This is a genomic window from Sulfitobacter sp. GN1-4 (genome assembly GCF_055693825.1).
The window spans coordinates 3,280,812-3,305,006 of record NZ_JBVFUQ010000003.1; the positions used below are offsets into that span (position 1 = coordinate 3,280,812).

Sequence of the window (24,195 nt, forward strand, 5' to 3'; positions counted from 1 at the left end):
CTCCTCCCAATCCTGTAGCCGCATGCGTGTGCGGCCATTCTGGTGTACAAGTATTGCCGACCCGGCCGCCCTGACCTAATGTTGGGTCCACCAGGTGGACCGATGACAGAGAACGAAACGCAAGGCTCTTCAAAGCCAATAAGAGCCCTGCACCGTGGTCTCCATGTCCTGGAGCTGCTGTCACAGCAGGGGCAAATGACGCTAGCCGATCTGCGCAAGGCCTCTGGGCTAAGCAACCCGACCCTGTTGCGCATCCTCTTAACCTTGCAAGACAGGAAATGGGTCCGGCGCAATATCGTCGAAGGTCGCTATGAATTGGCGCATTCGCTTGGCAATCTGTTGAGCGAGACCGCACGTGCACATCCCCTTGCCGAACTGTCTGCTCCTTACCTATTGGACCTGAAGAGCCGTCAGGCGGGATGGCCGTCAGATCTCTGCACACTTGTCGGCCCAGGCCGCATCGAAATCGTTGAAAGCACGCGTCTGCGTGGTCCAATGGCGCTGACCCGAACCGCCCTTGGGATCAGACCGTCGATGGTGATGTCCGCGCATGGCCGTGCTATTTTGGCCTTTTCAAGTGACGCTCTATGCGACCGTCACTTTCGGGCCATCCTAAAAAGTGGAACGAAAGAAGACATGCTCTGGATCGAGACCGGCAAGTTCGAAGACGAAATCGCCAGAACGCGCAAGCAGGGTTTCGGACTGCGTGAACCAAATTACTGGCAAGCCCCCTTTGATCCTGGTCCTGAACTCGGTGCGATTGCCGTTCCGATCCTTTCAAAAACAGGTGTGCATGGGTCGATCAGTTTGCTGTGGATGGCAGAAGAAATGTCGCTCGAGGACGTGCTCGCCGCAGGCTCGTTGGAAGATTTGCAGAAGACTTCGGCGCGCATTGGAGTTGCTCTCGACAAAAATGGGATCGCAGCGCCGATCTTGGCGTGAACGCTCACGATAAGGCCTGCAAGCGTTCACGAACGGCGAGAACTGATGAATAGGTCGAGACGCAATAGGGTACGAGGAACGTCAAAGCGATCTTTGCGATAGACATGCCGTCTAGGTTCAAAGTCAGGAGCCGGTCACCATGATTGATAAGGGCAAGCACGCATCCAACGACAAGCGCGATCCTGAATGCCCGCCTCCTGACAGAGCGATCCACCGCGATCTGCAGGAATGTTGGACCTGGCTTAGCGCCCATCTTGCAGACCGAGGGCATCCGTCATGGCCATCGCGCCCATGCCACCATCGATGACGATGTCTTGCCCCTTGATCCACGCGCTTTGCTCTGAGGCAAGGTATATGATCACATCTGCGATTTCTTCTGGCAAACCAGGGCGACCTGCTCGCGCGATGTTTTTGGCCACGCGCTCGCCAAAAGCCGCCGTGAAATCGTCAAGAATCCCCGTGCTCACAGCAGCCGGACTGACCGAATTCATCCGGAAACCGCGCGAGATCATGGCTTCCGTCTCGGCCAGTGTAAACGCAATTACAGCCTCTTTGGACAGGTTATAGGCACGGACATGATCGATTTCGCGCGCCTCGATAAAGGCCGCCGCATCCTCGTGAGACGCGCCCATCAATGCCTTGACCTCTTCAAGGTTGTCGCGCCAAGCAGCCCCGGCCCGGGATGCGACATTCACAATCGCGGCCCCCTCGCCAAGCTTGCCGAGCATTCCGTTCAAGAAGCTGCAGAATCCAAAGAAGTTGACACCTAGGATCACCGCTTCCAACCCTTGACGCGGAGGCAGCCCTGCATTGTTGATCAAAGCATCAAACGGGCCGTCCGCAGCGTCTATGGCGGCCCGGATCGACGCTGGGTCGTTCAAATCTGTCTTGATCCAGCACGCAACCCCTTCGCCCGGCTCAGAGATGTCGAACGCCGTGACCTCGTGGCCCTGCGACGACAGCTTTTTGGCAACCTCCGCGCCTATACCGGTGGCGCCGCCCGTCAACGCGATTTTCATGATCGATTGCTCCCTTAGACCCTTACGACTTTCAGCTTTGTCTTCAGATCCGTTCGGCAGAACGCGTGCAGGAAACAGGTCTGCTCTGAGATATCGAGCATCTCTTGCGCGGTTTCATCGCTCTCAGATGTTTCGAGATAGACATGCGTTTCAATCGGGTCGGCCTCTCCCGCCTTGCCCGTTCCGCCCGATGCGCCGCCAAGACTGAAATGGGTGTCCTGCACAATCCGGTAGTCGGGCAGATCAAGTTTCAGCATCGAAACAAACCGCCCAAACTGTGTCATGAAGCAAAAGCCAATGCCTGCCGAAATCAGAGAGTTTGCATCCGGCGCACGCCCGTCTTCAGACGACAGGAATTTAAACGATGTGCCATAGGGTGAATACTGCATCTGCTGGATTTCCTTGATGCCGTCTTCGCGCAAGATGGCCACCGCCCCGATGTTGAGCCGCCGATTTTGTTCTTCGGACAGTGAAGAGCCGCCCGTCGTGGTTCCGAGAACCACGTCTTTCATTGGTGTTGGACCCACAGGGGACATTAATTCCTGATCACTGGGTTTCGCCTTTGCCTTTGCAAAGTGATTGCCCGGATCGGGAAACAGCGGCGCGTCGAGCTCCGACACCTTCGCGGTTGCCAGTTCGACGCCATTCTTGCCCAGTTTGAACAGGCTTTCCAGCTTGCCCCGCATCAGACCATTCAAGGGCGATGCATAGGTCGCGTTGATCAGGAATTCATTCAACTTTGCATCTTCAAGATCACAGTCGATCTCAACCTGAAGGTCGATGTTCTCAGCCCCGCCGACCATCGTGCGTTTGGGCATAGAGCCCTGCATCGTGTAGTAATTGTCTTGGATCAGCTTCAGTTTGCGGATCTCCACGCCCTGAATTTTGGCCAGCGCCAGAATCTCGTTCATAAAGCTGGCCGCCATTCCGGTTGACAGAAACGCCAGCGGACAAGGCGCTGCGTCATGTCCGTTCAGATATGGACCTTCGTCCGACACCAGCCGCCAAGTGCGTCCGGTCTGCGCCGACCGCACAAACGCCTCTTTCTGAAAACCGCTCAGCGAGCGCACCCATGTCCTCAGAGCGTCGCCCTTGCGATTTTCCGGCGCGTCAATGGACACCTCATCTGGGTTCACCAGTTCGAAAAACGGCGCCAGCCCACTGGTTCCGATGATATCTTTTCCGGAGTTTTCCCATATTTCTTACTCCACCAGAAAACCTGCCGGCGCAGATACCGAATGCGGTTCTGCGAAGGCCAGCACGCCGTCATATCCAAGATTTCTGCCAATGCCGCTGTGTTTGAAACCACCAAACGGGCCGCGGCCATCCTGAGCCATCGGCCCATGCCCGTTGACATAGGTGTACCCGGCCTCAATCCGCCGGGCGAGGTGCATCGCCCGCTCCGAATCCTCGGTCCATACCGATGAGCAGAGACCGAAAATGCTGTCATTTGCGGCAGCGATCGCTTCGTCTTCGGTCTTGAACTTCATGATCGGCAAACAGGGCCCGAATTGCTCGTCCCGGACCATCGAAAGCGATGGGTCCGCGTCATAGACAAGGGCCGGTTTCTGGAAGTAGCCTCCGCCGTTATACAGATCTTCGTCCGGCACTTGACCGCATTCCTTAAGGTCTGCGCCCTTGGCACGCGCCTCGGCGATCATGTCAGTGACGACCTTGAACTGCCGCGCATTGTTGACCGGCCCCATAGTCGTGTCCGGCAACAGGCCGTCGCCGACCACGGCCCGCTCGCAGGCGGCCGTAAAGCCATCAACCACATCATCGTACCGGCTTTCGTGCACATATAGCCGCTTCATCGCCATGCAGATCTGGCCCGAAGAGCCAAAGGCTCCCCAATACATCTTGGTAAAGACGTCATCGTTCAAGTCCGCGTCTTCTAGGATAATGGCTGCATCATTGCCGCCAAGTTCCAAAGTTACAGGGGTCAGGTTGTCCGCAGCGACTTTCATGACATGCTTGCCGACGCCAACCGAACCAGTGAAATTCACCATGCGCACCAGCGGGTGCCCCGTCAGGGTGTCGCCAATCTGTTTCGCGTCGCCGGTAATGATGTTCACCACGCCCGGTGGAAGCATGTCCGCGATGATCTGCAACGTCAGAACTGGCGCCATGGCGCTGTCTTCGGACGGTTTCACAACCACCGTGTTCCCGGTCACCAGAGCTTGCGGCAGCTTCGCACCCAGAATTGACAGCGGCCAGTTCCAAGGCACAATCAAAGCCGCCACGCCACGCGGTTGACGCATGACCACCGTGTCGAACTTTGGACCTACCTTCGCTGGCCCCATCACCTCATCAATGGCCATGCGTTCGCCATAGGCAGCAGCCTGCAAGAACCGATCGCCCAGCCGCGACATCTCAAGCAGCGTCTCGCGGGCAATCTTGCCATGCTCGCGTGTGAACAGTCGCGAGCGGTATTTGACGTCATCCTCGTCAGAGGTCAGAGCCTTGGCGATCTCGCGCAGCTTTTCGGCCCGCGCCTGAAATCCAAGCTCAGCCCATGCAGGAAATGCAGCATGTGCTGCCTCAACGGCCGCATTCATGTCTTCCTTCGTCGCAGCAGCGGCATGGCCGACCAGTTCGCTTGGCCGAGCCGGATTAAAAAGGTCGTAGACGGCACCATCCGAAGCTGGCCGAACTTCCCCGTTGATAACAATCTCAGTTGTGATGACGTGATCCATATTGCTCATGGCTTGGCCGCTCCCTAGAATTTACCTTGGTTGTTCCATTGCTCTGGCGGCAGGATTTTCTCCATGATGTCCCAGTGCTCGACGATCAGCCCTTCCTTCAGACGGAAGATGTCAAAGACACAGTAGTGGCTGTCGCCCATCTGCATGTGGCTGAGCGTTACAACGAAATTGCCCTGTCCGATCAACTTGTGGACTTTCCAGTAGCGCATCGCGAGGCCCTGCTCGGCCAGGCTTGCGGCCCATGTGCCGAACCCGTCCAATCCATCACCCACTGCGGGATTGTGTTGGTCGTATTGGGTGGTCGAGATGAAATCCGTCACTCGGTCAAATTGCCCACCGACCAGAACGACATCGCAAAATTCTTGGACTTTGGCCTTGTTTGCGTCTGTCTCGTCCAGATCTTCAATGTCGCTTGGTCCATCGACCATGGTGCGACCGGACACAGTTTCGGTCGCAAACTCCTGAATAACGTCCCAATGCTCGATGACCTTGTCATTTTCGTCTGTGTCGAAAAGATCGCCTGTGACCCATTGCGCCGCCCCGTTGCCAAGGCTTTGATAGACATGAAGAAAAACGTAAGGGCCATCTTCAATTTCCCGAACGACTTGAATGTCACGATCCGGATTGCGCTCGAGGAACGGTCCGAAGAACTCGGCAAAGCCTTCTTTGCCGTCTGCGACACCTGTCGAGTGTTGGGTATAGCGGTCGCCGGTATGTGCATTGAGCGCATCCCAGATTTTTCCGTCACGAATGCCGCCTAAGTAGAGGCCCTTCGCATGTTCGATTTTCGAGGTTGCCACCTTTTTGCTCCCTTGATCCCTGAGTACAACAACGCAGGTGAATGTGAATGTTAGCCGGTTTGCGCCGTCTAGCCGAAATAGGCAGTCCTCCAGGTGGACCGCTTGCCCAAACCTAGAACCCTTGAATATTCGATAGAATGTGGCTCGACATGCCGCCATCGACCGTGAGATTGGTCCCGCGGAACCATTTGGCGTTTTTGCTCAGTGCAAAGCTCACGACAGGTGCGACGTCTTGAGGTGTACCGGGACGATCCATGACTTTCATGTCTTCTTCGGCCCGCTCCCCTAACGTTTGGATGAAGTCACCAAGGATGGGTGTGTCAACGGGCCCGGGGCTGACACAGTTCATGGTGATGTTCCGGTCCCGCCACGTCCAACGGTTCTGCATCGTCCAAACAATCAAGGCCTCTTTCGATAAGAAGTAATTGCGCCCAGTTTGATCGTCATTCAGCCCCTGCGCATCGCAAAACGCATCTACGTCCTTATCGAGCGAAACTGAAAGCGCGGCTTTCACTTGATCTACCGCATTTGGCCATCCGAAGCCTGCAAGTGATCCCAAATTGGCAATAGACGCCCCGTCGGCCAGTTTTGGAACCAGACCATTGGTCAATCTTTGTAGCCCGTAAAGGTTCACCTTCATGACCAAAGGCGCGGGGGCCGTCGGCGGCAGGCCAGCAATATTCGCGAGCCCATCGGCCCCTTCCGGTAGCTGGGCGACCAGCTCATCAATTGAGGTGGGATCGCTCAGGTCTGCCTGGAAGAAGGCGTCGACATCGCTCGCCTCATTCCGATCCACACCGACAACGGACGCCCCTTCCGACTTCAGTAGTCGCGCGGTTTCGGCACCAATTCCCGAGGCGACCCCGGTCACGATATAAGTTTTGCCCTCATGCATTGTTCATACCTCCCAGGGTCAACCCACCATTGTTTGTGGTAGGAAAATTGCGATTTGCGGAAACAGCATCAGCAGGATCAACATCAGCGCCATTGCGAACCAGAACGGCCAGATGCCGCGGAAAATCTGTCCCATTGGCACGCCCGGCGCGATAGACTTCACGACAAAGACGTTGAGTCCCACCGGTGGTGAGATCATGCCCATCTCCAGCACGATCACGACGATGATGCCGAACCAGATCATCTTCATGTCGGCCATTGCGGGATCGAACCCGAATTCCAGTGCTGCAATGATCGGCAACACCACCGGTATCGTCAGCACAAGCATGGCAATTCCTTCAAGGAACATGCCGAGGAACATGTAGATCAAGATGATTAGTAGCAGCACTCCATAGTCACCAATTGGCAATGCCGTCATCAGTGTGACCAGTTGGCTTGGAACTTCAGTCAACGACATGAACGGAATGAAAATGAAGGCCCCAATGATGATCATGAATACAGTGGCCGACGCCTTGACCGTTTGAAGGATGACTTCTCGGATCGCCCTTCCATTCAGGGAGCGTCGCCAAATGGCGACAAGAAGGGTCAGGAACGCGCCAACCGAAGACGCTTCAACAGGCGTAAAGAAACCAGTGTACATGCCCCCGATCGTGATCCCGACCACAGCGATGAAAGGCAGCGCCGCAAGAAGCGCGTCGCGACGTTCAGGCCATGCCGCTCTTTCGCCCGGTGGTCCTGCGTCCGGTTTGCGCAATACGGTGAAGTAGATCGCACCGATGAAGAGCAACGTCATCAAAATGCCAGGGATCACGCCAGCCATGAAAAGCCGCCCGATACTTTGCTCAGTCAACACAGCATAGATAATCATTCCACCCGAAGGCGGGATTAGAAATCCAAGTGTGCCGCCTGCCGCGACAGAGCCTGTCGCAAGACTATCGGAATAGTCGAACTTCTTCATTTCAGGCAGTGCTACCCGCCCCATGGTTATCGCCGCAGCCAAGGACGACCCCGATAACGCCGCAAATCCTGCGCAAGCTGCGATCGTTGCAGAGGCAAGCCCGCCCTTTCGATGCCCCATCCAGCGGTAAGCGGCCCCAAACAGATCCGCCGACATGCCCGAGACGCCAGCAAGGTTGCCCATCAATACGAACATCGGGATCACGAGCAGGTTGTAGTTCGATGCGGCCTCAAAGGTCTCGCCCGATAGGTTTGACATGGCCGTCTTGATCCCACGCGACCATGCCTGATCAGACGCCATGCCCAGTAGCAAGAAGCGGTTGGCCGTCGCCAAAATGGTGCCGACGACACCCACAAGGATCATCGACAAGGCAACCGGGACCCGTAGGGCGAGCAACACGAACAGTGCGACAAGCCCCAGAATGCCCAGAACAGTCATGCTGATCATAGCATGTCCCCCAGCGGGATCTGCGTGATCTTGCCTGTCTTCGCGAGTTGCAACGCATCGGACGCACAGACAAGGGCATAGACCACAACGCAGATGGCAAGGAGGTAGTAGAAGGGTTCGTATGAGATCAGGAGCTGCTGTGTCGTTTCACCAAACTTCGTGGCGTTCTGGCCAGCAACAACAAGCTCCCATGCCATCAAAAGCATCAGGGCACCGCAGACTATGCGAACCACAAAGAGCGACCATTTTGCGAAGCCAACAGACATGCGAGATTCGAGAATTTCGATCTCGATATGCGCTCCAACCCGCCCTCCGAAGGGAATTGCAATCGCGACCAGAATGACAAGAGACAGGATCATCAGATCTTCAGCGCCTCGGATCGGAGCGTTGAGAAGCTTGCGCATGACCAAGACGTTGATCGTCCCGAAGATCGTCATGAAGGCCAGCATTGTTCCGCCGATCAACAAGGCGGCACCGGTCAGCACGCCATCAAGCGCTGCAAGGTATGCAGGACGCGACATAAAAGCCTCCCAATTGTCTCTAGATGTCGAAGAAAGCGCGGACGGCCCGAAGGCCGCCCCCAGGGAGATTACTGATTGATTGCGTCGTACACAGTGCGGGCATCTGTGATCCCGCGCGACTCGTATTCCGCAAAGATGACTTCCAGCCCCGCAGCGACGGCCGCGTCCATCTTGGCCCGCTCCTCGGCGCTTACTTCCGCCTGAGTCACTTTTGTCATCTGGTCGGCGGATTGCATCATCTCAAGCGACTTTGCATCAGCACCATCAAAGCTGGCAGCGCCCTGCATCGAGAATGTCTCGCCGGCCAGATCGTCGATAATGGCGCGGTGCTCATCGCTCAGCCCCATGTAACGCTCCTTGTTCATCGCAACAAAAAACACCGCATGTTGCACTGGAACATTCGTCACAAGGTGCGATGACACGTCCCAGAAGTTCCAGGGCGGGGTGATGTTGTTGTAAGTCGCCGTCGTCGCATCGATGGTACCAGTCGAAAGCCCAGTGTACATCTCAGTAACCGGCATTTGGACCGGCACACCACCAAGGGCTTCGACAATGGGCGTTGTCATAGCCGCATAGGGTACCATCTTCGCGCCATCCAACCCTTCCATGGTCGACACATCACGCGTAGCTGCCCAGACATTGCCAGCGGTGGTGAAGATGCCCAAAAGTTTCACATCCTCGTATTCATCCGCGAGATGCTCGTCGTAGACCGCAAGCAGGCGTTCGGTAGCTTCGGCGGCGTTGGTCGCCTTACCGGGTGGGATGATCAACATGGACTTCGGGAAAATTGTAGGCGTGTAGGCTTGAAGGCCAAAGGTAATGTCCGCTACCCCTTCAACTGCCCGCTTGTATTGCTGTACAGGACCGGCACCAAGCTGGCCTGCCGGGTATACTTTCACAGTCAGCGATCCGCCGGAGCGCTCGGCGACTTCTTCAGCAAACCACTTAAATAGTACCGCGTTCGTATGGTGTTGGGGCGGCACAAAATTGGCGACTGATAGCTCTTCAGCGAAGCTCTTAACGGGCAAAGCCGCTGCAACTGCGAGTGCGGCTGCTCCGAGAATGGATGACAGTTTCATGGTTTCCTCCCTAAATATTCTCTCAAACCTATTGGAGGATTGACATTCGATAAATCGATGCGTTTCGATAAGGGTTATGAAAGATTTCGATTTCGAAAGATTGGATGGGCAGCTCCTTCGGACATTCTTGATGATTCTCGAGGAGTCATCCGTTTCCTTGGCAGCCGAGCGTCTAGGGGTGACCCAATCAACCGTCAGTCACGCACTTAACAAACTACGTACAATCCTCGGCGATCCACTCTTTGTCCGCTCCGGACAGGGCTTAGCAGCCACAGAGACCGCAATTTCCTTGAAGGTGCCGGTCCTCGAAGTTCTTGACCGTCTACAGTCGCTCACTAACCTGCGACCGTTCGATCCCCGCTCGGAAAAGATGCATTTTGTTATCGCCGCCAACGACATGCAGCGCGATTTGATTTTTCCGCGTCTTCTTCACAACGCTTGGGCTGAGTCAATTGACTTAACCATGGAGCTTCGCCCATCAGGCGTTCCGAGTGTTGGCCTTCTGCGCGACGCGCGGTGCGATCTGATCCTGACGCCGCTGCCACCTGATGCACCTGACCTCATGCAGCGAAAGCTGTTCTCTGGAAACATGAAGGTGTTTTATGATCCTGCCCGTCGTAATCCGCCAGCAACTTTAGACGAATATCTAAATGCCAATCACGTGACAGTTCACTTTGCACTTGGGGGATCTGCGGAGGAAGTCATAGAAACTACGGAGTTTTCCTCTTTTCCGAAAGCAAAAGTCTCTGTTTCGAACTTCGCCGGGATCCCACCTTTCCTTCTCGGGACAGACCTCATTACCACTCAGTTCGAGTTCATGCAGCAAACGTCGCTGAGCCCTTTGGCGATGGCCGATCTTCCTTTTGCTACAGAACCAATCAGCATCTATATGGTCTGGCATCAACGTTCCACGAACGATCCAGCACACCGATGGCTCAGAGACCAAATTCAGAACGTCATTCGGATGCATCAACTCTGAGATCGGGCAACAGCCACGAGAGCTTCGGTCATAACACTTCGCGCGACACTGATGGGTGCTGACCGCGCAGCGCTAACACCGACGGGACCGGACAAAAGCGGCGATGTGAGTTCGACTGCGCACAGGCTTCCTGCGGCCACTTCATCCGCGACCACGCCGCGTGAGATAAACCACAGCGCGTCCGAAAGGCCGACAATTTTGCGGCCAACGGGCAAAGCGACTGTCTCAAATGCGCCTTTTATCTCAGGCAAACCGATACTTGCCAAATATCTATCAACGGTTTGGGAAATGACCGCCCCGCGGGGCGGAAGGATCAAAGTGAAATCTGAGATGTGATCTTCTGGATTGCTTCGCTCGAAAATCGGATGCCCGGACCGGCCCACAAGAATGACGTCCTCGATATAAAGTTGTCGGAAAGAAACTCCGGTCGCGGCATCCCTTTCTGGCATTCGGCCAACGACCAAATCGAGCGCCCCATCTCGAAGTTGATTGAACAGGAGCCAATTCGGGCCTGTTAGAATGTGCAAACGGACTTGCGGCATCTCCTCGCGAAACGAAAGTGCAGCCCGTGGCAGGAGATCCGTCGCTGCCGTGGGCAGAACCCCAATGGAAAGTCGCGATGTCAGATCACCGTCTTTGGCCAAACGGTCGCGACCTCGCATCAATTCCACCATGGAAGCGCTTGCGTGGGACTGGAAGACCCGCCCTGCTTCATTCAGGCGGAGCCCTCGCCCGACACGGTCAAAGAGCGGCGCGCCTAGCATTTCTTCAAGCTCTTTCAGGCTTCGGGACACGGCCGGTTGGGTGATGTTGAGGCGCTCTGCTGCGATTGATACGCTCTCTGCCCGCGCGATCTCCAAAAAGGTACGGACGTGCCTAAGCTGAAGATTTGCATCCCAATTCATATCACACCGATTATGTATATTGCTCGAATTATCAATATTAAACACCTATAAGGCAATATACCCCCCACTCTCAACAAAGTATCGCTGAGGGAATGTCATGTTGGATCAACGGGTGCAAAAGGGGATGGCAACGCGGCGCGCGGTCCTTGGCGACGCCCATGTCGACCGCGCAGAGGCGGCGAAGACTGACTTCGATGCCCCCTTCCAGTCGCTTATCACCGAAGGCGCATGGGGCACCGTTTGGGCAGATGACAGCATCTCAAGACGCGAACGTTCGATGCTGACACTCGCCTTGCTGGCCGCGACCGGAAACTTCGAGGAAATCCCGATGCATATCCGTGCCACGGCCAACACCGGCGCGTGCAAGGCCGACGTCATGCAGGCTTTCCAGCACGTGGCCATCTATGCCGGCGTTCCCAAGGCCAACCATGCGATCAAGCTTGCAAAAGCGACTTATTCCGAGATGGAGAAGAACCAATGAGCCAGCCCGGAGAATACTTCATGCGTGACCGCGGCATCCATCCCCCAGCCTTCGCACCTGACTACAAGACATCCGTGGCGCGCAGCCCTCGTTATTCGCTCATTTCTTTGCAGAACTCAGTTAGCGAAATCACTGGGCCCCGCTTTGGTCACAATGACATCGACCCCGGTGACAATGACCTGCTGACAAACTACGCCAAGGCAGATGAAAGCCCGATCGGTGAGCGGATCATCCTGCATGGGCGAGTGTTGGACGAGAACGCAAGGCCCGTACCAAACACACTGATAGAGATCTGGCAGGCCAACGCCGGCGGACGGTACAGGCACAAGAAGGACACCTATCTTGCTCCGATTGATCCGAACTTCGGTGGCTGCGGGCGGACACTGACAGACGAGAACGGGTATTACTATTTCCGCACCGTGAAACCCGGTGCATACCCGTGGCGCAACATGGTCAACAATTGGCGTCCCGCCCACATACATGTGTCCGTGTTCGGGTCTAGTTTCGTGCAGCGGCTCATCACCCAATGCTATTTCGAGGGCGATCCGCTGATCCCGATCTGCCCCATCGTACAAACGATTCCTGATCAGGACGCCATCGAGCAACTGACGGCGAAACTCGACCTGAATGCGACCATTCCACTCGACACTATTGCCTACAAGTTTGACATCGTGCTCCGCGGCCGTCGCTCAACGCTGTTTGAAAACCGTCTGGAGGGGAACTGATGGTTCAGAAACTCGAATATCTTAAAGAGTCGGCCTCGCAGACCGCCGGTCCTTACGTACACATCGGCCTCGCCCCGGGTGCCGCAGGCTTCGATATTTATGAACAGGAACTTGGCCACGACATCATTGGCCTGAATGCCAAGGGTGAACAAATCCGCGTCGAGGGCCGGGTGATCGATGGCATGGGCGCACCGATTAAGGACGTGCTTCTTGAAGTCTGGCAAGCGAATGCCGAAGGCAACTATGCCCACCCCGAGGGTGGTGGCGATGTCGAGAACGGATTTCGTGGCTGGGGCCGCGTGATTACCGATTTCGAAAGCGGCGAATGGGGATTTGATACGATTAAACCGGGCCCTACGCAGGGCCGCAACGTCGGACAACAGGCACCTCACCTAAACCTTTGGCTCGTTGCGCGTGGCATCAATATCGGCCTCAACACCCGGATGTATTTTGGCGACGAAAGCGCGGCTAATGCGAAAGATCCGGTGCTCAATCTGATCGAATGGGAAAACCGTCGCGGCACGCTGATCGCAGAACGGACCGAGCGCGACGGTATGCCTGTTTACCGCTTCGATATCCGTCTTCAGGGCGGCGACGAGACGGTCTTCTTCGATGTCTAGCCCCTGCATCATCTGTGTGGCGATCACAGGCTCATTGCCAACCAAGGCCAACAATCCTGCAGTGCCAATTTCGGTCTCTGAACAGATCGAAAGCACGCAGGAAGCTTTTGAGGCCGGAGCCTCAATCTGCCACGCACACGTGCGCAATGATGACCAAACCCCGTCCTCTGACCCGGAAAAATTCGAGCGCCTCAAGGAGGGTTTGGAAAGACATTGTCCCGGGATGATCATCCAGTTTTCGACCGGCGGGCGATCCGGTGCAGGACGGGAGCGAGGGAAAATGCTGTCACTCCGTCCCGACATGGCTTCGATGTCCGTCGGATCAACCAATTTTCCAACGCGGGTATACGAAAACTCACCGGAGCTGATTGATTGGCTGGCAGGCGAGATGCGGACCTATGACGTGAAGCCCGAAATCGAGGCTTTCGATTTGTCGCATATTTTTCAGGCCGCCAAGATGTTTGCCAACGGTCAGATCGCAGACACCCCTTATGTTCAATTCGTCATGGGTGTGAAGAACGCCATGCCGGTCAACCGTGAGGCCTTTGACTTCTACATCCGAACGGTCGCCCGGCTTTTTGGCGAAGGCACGCCGTGGTGCGCTGCCGGAATTGGAGCACAACAATTGACGCTGAATGAATGGTCGATTTCGTCAGGCGGCCATGCACGCACGGGACTTGAAGACAACGTACGGCTAGATCGCAATTCACTGGCACCATCGAACGCAGCTCTGGTGCAACGGGTTGTAGAGATTTGCGCCAAGCATGACCGCCCTGTCGCCACCTCGACGGAAGCACGCCGAATTCTAGGCCTTAAGCAATCCACAAGAGCCGTGCATGCCTGACTTTTTGCGTGCGAATGGCCGACTTCATCACTACCGTTTTCGTCCGGGATCGGGAAGCCGGGCGTTGGTCTTCGCCAATTCGCTGGGAACAGATTTGCGCATTTGGGACAGAGTGATCGAGGGCCTTCCCCCTGACACTCCGATCCTGACCTACGACAAGTCTGGTCACGGCCTGTCGGAGGCGGGTGCTCTATCAATGGCCGACTTCGCGTCCGATCTGGCATCTTTGATGGACGAGCTGGGCCTCCGCGATACCATGATCTGCGGTGTTTCGGTCGGCGGTATGATCGCACAGGCTCTGGCGGCTGCGCGTCCTGATCTCGTAGCCGGGCTCGCGCTTTGCAATACGAGCCATCGAATTGGCACCCCAGAAATCTGGGCCGAGCGGATCGCAGCACTGGATAAGTCCTGCCTTGAAGAAATGGCTGATGGCATCCTCGACCGTTGGTTTGCGCAGACTTTCCGAGACGTACGCCGCGATCTCGTCTCAGGATATCGTATGATGCTCACCCGAACGCCAAAGGACGGATACCGCGCGGTTTGCGCCGCAATCCGGGATGCCGACCTGACCCGAACGACCAGCCGCCTGACCTGTCCAACCCTCAGCGTCGCCAGTACTGAAGACAGGGCAACGCCGCCGGAAATCGTGAGAACCATGTCTGACCTCATCCACGGTGCAGATTACGTCTGCCTTAACGATGTCGGTCACTTACCCTGCATCGAGGTGCCCGATCAACTGGCGGCACTCCTCTGCAATCAGATGGAGTCATTGGCGTGATCTTCGATCACCCTTGGCTAGGCGCACTCTTTGGCGATCCCGAGGTCGAGGAACTTTGGTGTGCTGACACGCAGCTTGAACATTACCGGGCCTTCGAGGTGGCGCTATCGCATGCACTGGCAGCTTGCGGGCGTGTTCCGTCTGAAGAGGGACGAGAAGCCGCCGAAACGGTCCAAAACGCGACGATAGACATTCCCTCCCTCGCAAATGCCACGCTCCGTGATGGGGTACCGATCCCAGATTTTGTGCGCCAGCTTCGTGGGAAGGCAGGTGGGAACGAGACTGCAATTCATACCGGGGCCACATCGCAAGATGTTCTTGATACGGCGCTGTCGCTCACGCTTAGACAGGTGTCACGCGTGTTGACCGACAGGCTGCAAGTGCTGGACCGAGGCCTTGCCAAATTGGCCGATGAGAAAGGGGATGCACCCTTGATGGGTCGGACCCGCATGCAGGCGGGTTTACCGATCAACGTTTCCGACCGGATCGTAAGCTGGCGGCGACCTCTCAAAGATCACATTGCCGGTCTGGAAGCGCTGAAACCTCGCGTCGAGCGTCTGCAGCTTGGCGGCGCAGTTGGAATCCGACATGGCTTCGGCGAAGACGGAGACCGCATTGCAACCCATATCGCCGATGCGCTTGGACTCGCAGCGGGACCTGTCTGGCATACCGATCGAACGGGCATAGCGGAGTACGCCGGACGTCTATCGCTGGTGACGGGATCCCTCGGAAAGCTCGGGCAGGACATCGCTCTGATGGCGCAACAGGGAATTGACGAGGTGACGCTCCGGGGCGGTGGTCGATCCTCCGCGATGCCTCACAAGTCAAACCCTATCCTTGCCGAATTGCTCATAACCTTGGCCAGATTCAATTCGACCCAGATTACCGGTCTGCATCAAGCTTTGGTTCACGAGCAGGAGCGATCAGGATCGGCCTGGATGATCGAATGGATGATCTTGCCACATATGGCCGTCACCACAGGGCGAGCGCTTAGCATAGGTTTGGATATCTTGAATTCGATCGAGAAGATTGGCCAGAAGACTTGAAAGTCAACTACGATGAACGCTTTAGCACACCAATGCGACTTCCATACTTAGCGGAGACGATCTTTGGCAACATCTGAATGTCCGCTTCGACTAGCTTTGATCGCAGTTTTAGCACCAGCAGCGAACATCTGCCCTCCGCCCTTCCCCCGATTGCTGAATAAACACTCGAGGTGGCCATGGACTGGAGCCGGCCGTTCGCTGCAATCAGGCACGAGACCTGCAAACGGCCCAAACCAGATTTCAATCGTGTAACCTCATTGCTTAGATGCGAAGTCTGCAAAGCGGCCCTGGCACTCGAGGACTTAAGCCGGAGGTTTGTCATGCAAAGCACTGCCTGGGCTTGTTCTCTCGGAACCAGCGCTTGCAGCATATATTCAAACCACCGGCTAACCTGTTCAAAATGGCAGCGGTCCCACCTTTGTCTTTCGCGCAGGGCGGGCAAACCACTTCAGGAACTGTGACAGGCTGTCGACCTGATCGTCATGCCTGCCAGAGGGAAACAGAGTTACTTCACGCTGGAAGTCTGCGCGCCAAGGCGCTGAAGCTGGAACTGCAATCCTGCCCGCTTCGATCATGTGCGAGACCCCAAGTATACGCGTTGCTTTGTCATCCTTTGGGATAATCCCTTTGACGGAAAGGCGGGTGCTGGATTTGAGATCTTGGATGAGCTGAATGCCAGATCCCGCTTCCTCAATGAGAACGAACTTGGCGTCATGTTTCTGAGCCCGGCGTTCGATCTGCCGACGAAGTGCAGGAAACTCCAACTTTGCTCTATAGAGGTCAATTAACCACGCCGAACCGCCCCTGACCAACCATGTCGTGCATACAGAGTAGTCATTGCTCTCTTCAGCCTTGGAAGCGGTATCCCAGCAGGGCTACCGTCTGATCCTCCCCCACTCACCGCGCGTATCCGTCGCTTCCCTAAGTTGGGGTGGTCCGGATACATCGCCTCCGCCACAGATGAACATATCATCAAGTCATGCCTGGGTTCGCTGATCAACCACCATGCCGTCTTAATCCCATGACGGAAACAGACCGCCCGTAAAAAGATAAGCGAACAGCCGCTGAAGGTAGGCATAGAGCCTTCGTCACTTGCAAACTCAACATCGACCCGCTCTTCATAATCTAGGGCATTGAGCTGTCGCGCGTTTAGGACGTGCTCAAAGTTGCGCTTCAGGCGTTCAGACCACTCGGATTTTTCTGCGGTGACCTGTCGTAGTCTTTCTGGGTCATATGTGTTGCCTCCGCAATACAGCCCTATATCCGTCAGCCACGCTTCGGTTCTAAGATCGATGCGGGTCATCAGGTTCCCCCGATCGGAAAGAATTTAAACAAAACCGGCTCCCCGTCTGGGGTAAGTTCATAGACAGCTTTCAGCGGCCCACCACTAAAATCAATCGGCACGATTCCTTGGGGGTTATTGAAACTACCTAACCTTCTTACCCCTTCAACTGCGCGTGCATAGTCAGGGCCAAGAACATCCTCGATAGGCAGGACAACTTCAAACCTTGGTCGACCACTCCCGACCAGAGAAATTACCGCATCTCTAGAAGATCGATACTCTGAAGATCTACGACTAAACGCTTCAGCAGCAACGAAATCTGCTTCGCGGGTTATTCTTGTCGCTCTGCGGCTCAGGGGGGCGTGCCGCCGGTCGCGCCATCTGTCCTGCTTCCTGTCATCGGATCGAAACCACGCATAACCCGATCCTCAAGCATCTGGCGTGTCACCGCTCCTTCGTGACGTTTTGGCCCATGCCCCTGGGCCCCCAACTCTGCAAAACGGCGCGTAACGAGCGCATCGACCTCGCGGCGGCGCGTGTTGATCATATCATCCAACCGAGTGCAACCGGCCCGCAGCGCGGTCAGAGCTGCTGTCGGCCGCAGCCGGGTCAAGTTGATCCCGAGCTTTGCCGCGCCAACCGTCATGGCCGTCCCGCCAAGAAGTACCGACGCATCAAGGTAAGCCACATCTTCGTAGGCGCGCAGCAAGGCTTCTTCACTGGTCAAGCCCATGCGGTATTCAAGATCAAGCAATCCAAGCTCTGCGTGCTGCGCCTCGAAATAGGCAACAGCTTCCTCGGCGATCTGCTCGGCCGTTTCCCGGTCCAGCTCTGCCAATCGCTCCAGCGCATCAAGGATATTCTGGCGCGCGGTCAGCCGTTCTTGCTCTTTCCCTTCTGTGATGACACCAAACAGACGTCGATATCCGAGATAGAAAAAACGGAGCACGTCGTAGAGACCAGTGACCGTGCCAACCAATGCGTCCTCACCAGCGCGCTCGATCGTTCGCCATACAGAGCATCCGTCCGCGTTGAGCGATCATTGCAAAGATCACCTTTGACCGGATGGCAATACCCTTCGGCCGCTGCAATTGCGGCGTGGTGCCGTAGACCTCCCAACGCCACAGTATTGCTTTATGCGACGGACAGACCATCCTTTGGCTTCGACTTTGACGGTCAAAGCGGACGGGCTGAGACAGGCGGTCTTGTCGGTTCCTGCCCAGGTGTGCAGCCTGTTCGCAGGCCAGCGGGCGCGCCGGTCGGTGGCGGAAGCGTCACTTTAGGGTCAATCGGTCAGCCCTTCCAATGCAATGCCCGAGACTGAAGCTGCTGCCAAAACCACCCAACCCCGGCTTCTTTCCGCGCTGATCGCATACGCAACCCGTGAAAAATCGACACTATTTTTTCGTGATAAGGGGCTAGCGATACTAGTTGACCGGTGCCCACCCACGGCGCTGCGTAGTGATCGGGCAAAAGACCGACATGGGTCGATGACAACGCGTGGTAGGCTGTTAACTCGATCGTATCCTGAGCGACGCCGTCGTAATCCCCCAGCAGCATCGGATCGAGGTCTTTGTCGATTGGATTGAAGACAAAACTGTGTGCCGAGATCTGCGTGTTTGCCAGCGCAGTTCGCAGACCTTGCGCATCATTCACGGAGGCGCAGGGGTGATCCGGACTGCAATACAAAGAACTCGTTTCGTGGTAGAGCGGGATGGCTTCCGTCTCTGTCGGTACCTGCTCATTGCCGGCGATGCCGACAATCGCAATGTCGAGACGGTTGGCGCGCAATTCTTCAAGGCAAGCCAAATAGTCGAAAATGCCGATGCTGATCTTCAGGTCAGGGTGTTCGGCGTTTGCATGCCGTAGAACAGAAATCAGAGGGTTGTTTGCGTCTGTTACCATCGAATCCACAACGCCAACCCGAACAAGTCTGGTGGCAGGGCTGCCAATCGCATCCAATCGCGCCGCACAGGCATCGATCTGATCAAGCAACTGATCGACCTCGCGCAGCACCTGCTCCCCCTCAGCGGTCAGGGCAAATCCCTTTGGCCCCCGGTCGCAAAGGTGCAGGCCCAGCCGGTCTTCGAGCTTTGCAATCTGGGTGCTGATCGCCGGTTGGGAGATACCAAGGACGCTTTGCGCTTTAGCGAACCCACCCGCCGCCGCGACTGCCTGAAAGACGCGAAGCAGGCGCAGATCGATGTCGGAAAGTCTCACACCTGTTCCCCCCTGTCTCGTGGCCGGTAAAGGGCACCTGATGCCCCCATGCCGATCAGCTTATGCAAACATAACCAATTCAATATGGTCTGATTTTCTGCGTGCTTCTAGCTTGGCTGCGAAGAACAGGTCAAATCAACAGGAGATCAACCATGGGGACACCACATCGCCTTTTTGCCACATCTGCCCTTGCCCTAGGGCTTGCATCCGCCGCTTCTGCACAAGAGCTGACTGTCAGCGCCTGGGGGGCTTTTTCGAAGAAACACTCGCGGCAGAGATCTATCCAGCCTTCACCGAAGAGACCGGGATCAAGGTCAACTCCATCGCGCAGCCGGAGGATTCCGCACGGATGACGCAGCTCATGGCCGCGGCCCGCGCCAAGCAAGCGCCAGCTGATCTGTCGCTGGTTGTCGATGAGGTTCTGATCCGGGGCAACGAGGTTGGCTTATGGGCCGCGCTCAACCCCGCAAACATGCCGGGCACGGGCAGCCTCAAGGACGGCTATATGAAGCTGGATGACGCGGGCAACGCCTATGCGGTTGGGGCTTTGTCCTTTTACACCACGTTCGTGACCAACACGGACTACGCCCCAGATGCCCCCGGCAGCTGGGCAGAGCTGTGGGAAGACAAGTGGGATGGCAAGCTGGGCGTGGTGACAACGCCGAACTCCGGCCTGCTGGAAGTGACGGCAACGACCTTCTTTGATGGCGTCGAGATCATGGAAACCCGCGAAGGTCTTGAGCAGGTCATCGGCAAGATCGCTGAACTGAAACCGCAGGTTAGCCTGTGGTATCGCGACGAAGGCCAATTCCAGCAGCAGCTGGAAAACGGGGAGCTGAACGCAGGGCTCTACTACCACGATGTGACGATGCTGTCCGTCTGGGACGGCTTGCCTGTCGCGTCGACCTTCCCCAAAGAAGGTGGCATTGTTTCTGATGCCTATTGGGTGGCCCCGCGCGATTCCGAAAACATCGAAGCGGCTGAGAAATTCCTCGATTACATGAGCCGCCCGGAAACGCAGGCGCTGATGGCGCGCAAAATGGGGGTCACGCCGGTAGTCCCGCGCGACACGATGGACCTGACAGACGAGGAATTCGCAGCCGTAGGTAGCGAAATCGACCCCATCCGCGTGCAGACACATATCCACCTGCGCGAAGGCGACTGGCTAGAAACCAAGTATCAGGAAATGATCGCACAGTGATCGACCACTGGCAGGGCCATCAGGCCCTGCCGCTTTAGCGACTTTGGGGGCATTCATGGCTGAACTTACCATCACCAACCTGCGCAAGTCCTTTGGCACCTATCAGGCGCTCAAGGACATCTCCATCGCGGTTGAGGATGGGGAGTTTATTTGCCTGTTAGGGGGATCGGGGTGCGGTAAAACCACACTGCTTCGCCTGATCGCGGGGTTGGAAACCCACGACGAAGGCGAAATCACGCTGGGCGGTGCGGATCTGACCCAGATCCCCTGTCATCGACGTAACATCGGCATGGTGTTTCAATCGCTGGCGTTGTTCCCGCACCTGAATGTGCAGGACAACATCGGCTACGGCATGCGTTTGCGAGGCAAACCGGCTGGTGAAACGGCCCAAAAGGTGGCGACCCTGCTAGATATGGTCGGCCTCTCCGGTCTGGGAGAGCGCGCCGTCTCGGCCCTGTCCGGCGGCCAGCGTCAGCGCGTGGCGATTGCCCGCGCGCTGATCCTGTCCCCACAGGTCTTTCTTATGGACGAACCGTTTTCAGCACTTGATGCCGCCCTGCGCGACCAGATGCAGGAAGAGGTTAAACACATCCAGCGCGATCTGGGGATCACCACCGTTTTTGTCACCCACGACCAACGCGAAGCCATGGCGCTGGCGGACCGCATCGTGGTGATGAACGAGGGACGTATTGAGCAGGCCGGCCCACCGGAAGAGCTTTATGCAAATCCCGCCACGCGCTTTGTTGCGGGCTTCATCGGTGTCAACAACATCATCGAAGATCAGGGGCGCGTGATTGCCGTGCGACCGGAATTCATTCGGCTGGGCCAGACGGGTTTGCAAGGACAGATCCTGCGGCAACGTCGCCTGGGCGCACTGCTGGAGCGCGAAATCAAGGTCGGTGACCTGATCCTGCATCAAAGCGAAATCGCGGGTGCTGGTGCCAGTTTTGACGATGGTGCGACTGTCCATCTGTCATGGGATGATGACAAAGCCTGGGCGTTGAACGGATGACTGAAGGGCGCACTTTGATCCCCCGGATCGTGGGCGGTCTGGCCTTTGCGGCCATGGCGGTGTTTTTTGTGATCCCGCTGATCTTCATGATCGTGGTCAGCTTTTACCAGCCTGACCCGATGGGCTTTTACAAGCCTGATTTCGTCTGGGAAAACTACGCCAAGTTCTTTTCCAGCTTTTACTACACCGTCTCTGTCAGATCGCTCTATTCTTCTGCCTTAGGAGCGGTGCTTGTTGTGGCGCTCGCCTTTCCCCTGGTCCTCATCATCTCTGATCTCAGCCGCCGTTGGCAGCTGTTCTGGATCATCCTGCTGTTGTCCCTGATGTGCCTGAGCGAGGTGATCATCGGTTTTGCCTGGCTGATCCTTCTGTCCGAAAGCGCAGGCCTGCCGCGATTCCTTGAATGGATTGGGCTGTGGCAGAACCCGCGTTCCCTGTCCCCCAGCTTCGGTGCCATGATGATCGGTCTGGTGTTCCTTGGGTTCTCGATCGTTTCCCTGATCCTGTACCCCTCTGTCGCGCGCCGGGATCGCAGCATTGAAGAGGCTGCCGTAACCCTTGGCACACCGCCTGCGCTGGTCTTTTTCAAAGTCTTGCTGCCCACCTTCCAGACCAGCCTGATCTCAGTCACGCTGACGATGTTCGTCTACCTGCTAGGGGTCTTCGTGATGCCAACCATGCTGGGCCGTCCCAAGGATTGGACGATGACCGTGATCATTTCCGACAAAGCGCTAGGGGATGCGAACTTGCCCTTGGGCGCGGCCCTTGCCGTGGTCATGCTGATCGTGACGATTATCGTGCTGCTCATCTCTGCCCTTCTGGCGCGGAGGCAGACAGCATGAGGAAATTCTACCTCTTTTTCATCGCCACCGCGCTGATCGCCCCCTTCGTGATTGTCACAGGCGTTTCCATTGGAGCGTCCAAGAACATCTCTTTCCCGCCGGACGCCCTATCCGTCACGTGGTACCACCAACTGCTGACCGAAGCGGAGTGGCTGGCGGCCATTGGGCGGTCGCTACTAATTGCGGTCATTGCAGGCGTCATTGCCACTTCGGTCGCGCTGGCGATCAACTACGTGCTCTGGCGCACTGGCTCCGGCTTTGCAAAAGCGACCTTTGCACTGGGCCTCGGCCCGTTTCTGTTGCCCCCAATCATACTGGCCCTTGGTGCCAGCCTCTTCTGGGCAGAAGTCGGCTGGTATGGTCGGATTGAGGCCACGATCATCTCTCATGGCATCTTCTTTGTGACCTTACCGCTGGTCATCATTGCGCGGGGCTTTGCCGCGCTGACGGATGAGGTCATTGAAGCCGCACAGATGATGGGGGCCACGCCGGGTCAGGTATTCCGCACAGTCGTCCTACCCCTTGTGGCGCCATACGTCGTCACCGGTTTTGCCCTCGTCGCGATCATTAGCGTGAACGAATACCTGATCGCCAACATGATCTCTGGCTTCGTGGTCGAAACGCTGCCGATCAAGATCTTCAACAACGTGCGCTATGGCTATTCGCCGGTTGTTGCAGCCGCCTCCATGCTTTTTGTCGCGCTGACCGTGACGATCCTCCTGATCCTGTCGCGCATCACCGACCTCGTCGCCCTTTTCGGCACATCAAAGGACACCTGAAATGCGTTCGCTGACCCCTCAAGATCTGGAAGACATGCTGCTCGGTGCCGTGATCCTTGGCGCGGGAGGGGGCGGCGATATCGAAGAAGGCCGCGCGATGATTAAGTCGGCTTTGGAGGCTGGGAAGTCTTTCGATCTGGTCGCAATCGACGATGTCCCTGACGACGCGCTGATCTGCACACCCTACCTTCTGGGTGCGATCAGCCCGCTTAGCGCGGAAGAAGAACGCCTTTATGCTGGGTTGCCTCAATGCGAGACCAATCCGCTGCTGCAAGCCTACGCCGAATTTCAGGACCATTTGGGGCAGGAGTTTTATGGCACGACGCCCTGCGAGCTGGGCGGCTCCAACACGGTCGCCGCGTTTTTTCCCGCTGTGATGAATGGGCACAAGATCATTGACGGTGATCCCGCGGGGCGTGCGGTGCCTGAGATCACGCACTCGACCTATTACCTCAATGGTTTGCCTGCCGCACCGATCTATGCGGTGAACGATTTTGGCGAATCCTTCCTGCTGGATAAGGTAAAGGATGATCAACGGGCGGAAACGCTGGTGCGCGCCTTGTCCCGCGTCAGCCGCAACAACATCGCGGCGATTGATCATGCCTTGCCGATGCGTGAGCTGCGTGGCGCGCTGATCCCCGGAACCATTAGCAAAGCGGTCGATCTGGGCCGCATTTGCCGCAAGGCGATCAGCGCCAACGAGGATCCTGCGCAAAGGGTTGCGGATGCTGGGAACGGCATCGTGCTGTTTCGCGGGAAAGTGTCTAAGGCCACTTATAGGACCGATCAGGGCTTTACCATCGGCCAGATTTCCTTGCGGGGCGAGCGCGGCACAATGGCCATCAGCGTGAAGAACGAAAACATGGCCTGTTGGATCGATGGTGCTGTGCATGCCACCGTCCCGGACCTGATCTGTCTGTTTGATGCCGACACCGGCCTTTCTGTCGCCAACCCGGACGTGCATCCAGATCAGAACATCACAGTGGTCGTCCTACCCGCGCCAGACCCGTTCAAGTCAGAGTTCGGGCTGTCTATCTTTGGACCTAACTACGCTGGGATCGACGCGGAATTCCGCACGCCGATTTCTGCTGCGAAATAGGATAGCTTGGCTGTTCC

25 protein-coding genes and 1 pseudogene are annotated in these 24,195 nt (G+C 56.6%); 13 read left to right on the forward strand and 13 right to left on the reverse strand.

From position 1 onward, the window contains the following. Positions 1-102: 102 nt before the first annotated feature. A complete protein-coding gene (locus tag ACZ1HM_RS16750; RefSeq protein ID WP_472743786.1) occupies positions 103-942 on the forward strand; it encodes a helix-turn-helix domain-containing protein in 840 nt (279 codons plus the stop codon). A gap of 4 nt (positions 943-946) precedes the next feature. On the opposite strand, the gene nrtS is transcribed toward ACZ1HM_RS16750, so the two are convergent. From nrtS to ACZ1HM_RS16795, 9 genes are all read right to left on the reverse strand, one after another. Then, complete coding sequence (gene nrtS / locus ACZ1HM_RS16755) at positions 947-1,213, reverse strand: nitrate/nitrite transporter NrtS (protein ID WP_472743787.1); 267 nt, start codon at positions 1,211-1,213, stop codon at positions 947-949. Continuing rightward, a complete protein-coding gene (locus ACZ1HM_RS16760; RefSeq protein WP_472743788.1) occupies positions 1,185-1,961 on the reverse strand; it encodes an SDR family oxidoreductase in 777 nt (258 codons plus the stop codon). The genes nrtS and ACZ1HM_RS16760 overlap by 29 nt, the downstream gene beginning before the upstream one ends. 14 nt (positions 1,962-1,975) lie before the next feature. Then, on the reverse strand, positions 1,976-3,082 hold the full coding sequence (locus tag ACZ1HM_RS16765; RefSeq protein ID WP_472743789.1) for an OsmC family protein: 1,107 nt from the start codon (positions 3,080-3,082) through the stop codon (positions 1,976-1,978). 81 nt (positions 3,083-3,163) lie between these two features. Continuing rightward, positions 3,164-4,666, reverse strand: coding sequence for an aldehyde dehydrogenase family protein (locus ACZ1HM_RS16770; RefSeq protein WP_472743790.1), 1,503 nt, complete (start codon positions 4,664-4,666; stop codon positions 3,164-3,166). A gap of 14 nt (positions 4,667-4,680) precedes the next feature. Continuing rightward, on the reverse strand, positions 4,681-5,466 hold the full coding sequence (locus ACZ1HM_RS16775) for a nuclear transport factor 2 family protein (protein WP_472743791.1): 786 nt from the start codon (positions 5,464-5,466) through the stop codon (positions 4,681-4,683). Between the two features lie 112 nt (positions 5,467-5,578). Continuing rightward, entirely contained in the window at positions 5,579-6,361 is a 783-nt protein-coding gene (locus tag ACZ1HM_RS16780) for a coniferyl-alcohol dehydrogenase (protein ID WP_472743792.1), read from the reverse strand. 18 nt (positions 6,362-6,379) lie between these two features. Next, positions 6,380-7,765: a TRAP transporter large permease gene (locus ACZ1HM_RS16785; RefSeq protein WP_472743793.1), complete on the reverse strand. Its 1,386-nt coding sequence runs from the start codon at positions 7,763-7,765 to the stop codon at positions 6,380-6,382. Continuing rightward, positions 7,762-8,286, reverse strand: a complete 525-nt coding sequence (locus ACZ1HM_RS16790; protein ID WP_472743794.1) for a TRAP transporter small permease — start codon at positions 8,284-8,286, stop codon at positions 7,762-7,764. Before ACZ1HM_RS16790 ends, ACZ1HM_RS16785 begins: the two co-directional genes overlap by 4 nt. A gap of 68 nt (positions 8,287-8,354) precedes the next feature. After that, positions 8,355-9,365, reverse strand: a complete 1,011-nt coding sequence (locus ACZ1HM_RS16795) for a TRAP transporter substrate-binding protein (RefSeq protein WP_472743795.1) — start codon at positions 9,363-9,365, stop codon at positions 8,355-8,357. 76 nt (positions 9,366-9,441) lie between these two features. Between ACZ1HM_RS16795 and ACZ1HM_RS16800 the strand changes: the two genes are divergently transcribed. Then, a complete protein-coding gene (locus ACZ1HM_RS16800) occupies positions 9,442-10,344 on the forward strand; it encodes a LysR family transcriptional regulator (RefSeq protein WP_472743796.1) in 903 nt (300 codons plus the stop codon). Here ACZ1HM_RS16800 and ACZ1HM_RS16805 read toward each other — a convergent pair. After that, positions 10,335-11,249, reverse strand: coding sequence for a LysR substrate-binding domain-containing protein (locus tag ACZ1HM_RS16805; RefSeq protein WP_472743797.1), 915 nt, complete (start codon positions 11,247-11,249; stop codon positions 10,335-10,337). The two genes, ACZ1HM_RS16800 and ACZ1HM_RS16805, sit on opposite strands and share 10 nt — an antisense overlap. A 97-nt stretch (positions 11,250-11,346) precedes the next feature. Here ACZ1HM_RS16805 and pcaC point away from each other — a divergent pair, with 97 nt between their 5' ends. From pcaC to ACZ1HM_RS16835, 6 genes are read left to right on the forward strand one after another with little or no spacing between them, the layout of a single operon-like run. Continuing rightward, positions 11,347-11,730 carry a 4-carboxymuconolactone decarboxylase gene (gene pcaC / locus ACZ1HM_RS16810; protein ID WP_472743798.1) on the forward strand — a complete coding sequence of 128 codons (384 nt, stop codon included), beginning with the start codon at positions 11,347-11,349 and terminating at the stop codon, positions 11,728-11,730. After that, the gene (pcaH, locus tag ACZ1HM_RS16815) at positions 11,727-12,455 is read left to right on the forward strand and encodes a protocatechuate 3,4-dioxygenase subunit beta (protein WP_472743799.1); all 729 of its coding nucleotides are present in this window, start codon (positions 11,727-11,729) and stop codon (positions 12,453-12,455) included. Before pcaC ends, pcaH begins: the two co-directional genes overlap by 4 nt. Next, a complete protein-coding gene (gene pcaG, locus ACZ1HM_RS16820; protein ID WP_472743800.1) occupies positions 12,455-13,075 on the forward strand; it encodes a protocatechuate 3,4-dioxygenase subunit alpha in 621 nt (206 codons plus the stop codon). Before pcaH ends, pcaG begins: the two co-directional genes overlap by 1 nt. Then, positions 13,068-13,919: a 3-oxoadipate:acetyl-CoA acetyltransferase gene (locus tag ACZ1HM_RS16825; RefSeq protein WP_472743801.1), complete on the forward strand. Its 852-nt coding sequence runs from the start codon at positions 13,068-13,070 to the stop codon at positions 13,917-13,919. Before pcaG ends, ACZ1HM_RS16825 begins: the two co-directional genes overlap by 8 nt. After that, positions 13,912-14,697 (forward strand): 3-oxoadipate enol-lactonase, encoded by a 786-nt coding sequence (gene pcaD, locus ACZ1HM_RS16830; protein ID WP_472743802.1) that lies wholly within the window; start codon positions 13,912-13,914, stop codon positions 14,695-14,697. Before ACZ1HM_RS16825 ends, pcaD begins: the two co-directional genes overlap by 8 nt. Next, complete coding sequence (locus tag ACZ1HM_RS16835) at positions 14,694-15,743, forward strand: 3-carboxy-cis,cis-muconate cycloisomerase (RefSeq protein WP_472743803.1); 1,050 nt, start codon at positions 14,694-14,696, stop codon at positions 15,741-15,743. The genes pcaD and ACZ1HM_RS16835 overlap by 4 nt, the downstream gene beginning before the upstream one ends. A gap of 395 nt (positions 15,744-16,138) precedes the next feature. Here the strand turns inward: ACZ1HM_RS16835 and terL are convergent. From terL to ACZ1HM_RS16850, 3 genes and pseudogenes are all read right to left on the reverse strand, one after another. Beyond that, positions 16,139-16,600, reverse strand: a pseudogene (gene terL / locus ACZ1HM_RS16840) (phage terminase large subunit); the annotation flags it as partial. A 777-nt stretch (positions 16,601-17,377) separates the two neighbouring features. After that, on the reverse strand, positions 17,378-17,974 hold the full coding sequence (locus ACZ1HM_RS16845; protein ID WP_472743804.1) for a hypothetical protein: 597 nt from the start codon (positions 17,972-17,974) through the stop codon (positions 17,378-17,380). A gap of 344 nt (positions 17,975-18,318) precedes the next feature. After that, positions 18,319-19,245, reverse strand: a complete 927-nt coding sequence (locus tag ACZ1HM_RS16850) for a LysR family transcriptional regulator (RefSeq protein WP_472743805.1) — start codon at positions 19,243-19,245, stop codon at positions 18,319-18,321. Positions 19,246-19,285: 40 nt separating this feature from the next. On the opposite strand from ACZ1HM_RS16850, the gene ACZ1HM_RS16855 reads away from it, so the two are divergent. The 5 genes from ACZ1HM_RS16855 to ACZ1HM_RS16875 are packed head-to-tail and all read left to right on the forward strand — an operon-like array spanning position 19,286 to position 24,178. Then, complete coding sequence (locus ACZ1HM_RS16855) at positions 19,286-20,446, forward strand: ABC transporter substrate-binding protein (RefSeq protein WP_472743806.1); 1,161 nt, start codon at positions 19,286-19,288, stop codon at positions 20,444-20,446. A 55-nt stretch (positions 20,447-20,501) separates the two neighbouring features. Further along, positions 20,502-21,458 (forward strand): ABC transporter ATP-binding protein, encoded by a 957-nt coding sequence (locus ACZ1HM_RS16860; RefSeq protein WP_472743807.1) that lies wholly within the window; start codon positions 20,502-20,504, stop codon positions 21,456-21,458. Then, positions 21,455-22,300: an ABC transporter permease gene (locus ACZ1HM_RS16865; RefSeq protein WP_472743808.1), complete on the forward strand. Its 846-nt coding sequence runs from the start codon at positions 21,455-21,457 to the stop codon at positions 22,298-22,300. The genes ACZ1HM_RS16860 and ACZ1HM_RS16865 overlap by 4 nt, the downstream gene beginning before the upstream one ends. Next, positions 22,297-23,079, forward strand: a complete 783-nt coding sequence (locus tag ACZ1HM_RS16870) for an ABC transporter permease (RefSeq protein ID WP_472743809.1) — start codon at positions 22,297-22,299, stop codon at positions 23,077-23,079. The genes ACZ1HM_RS16865 and ACZ1HM_RS16870 overlap by 4 nt, the downstream gene beginning before the upstream one ends. Before the next feature lies 1 nt (position 23,080). Further along, positions 23,081-24,178, forward strand: a complete 1,098-nt coding sequence (locus tag ACZ1HM_RS16875) for a DUF917 domain-containing protein (protein WP_472743810.1) — start codon at positions 23,081-23,083, stop codon at positions 24,176-24,178. Positions 24,179-24,195 lie beyond the last annotated feature (17 nt).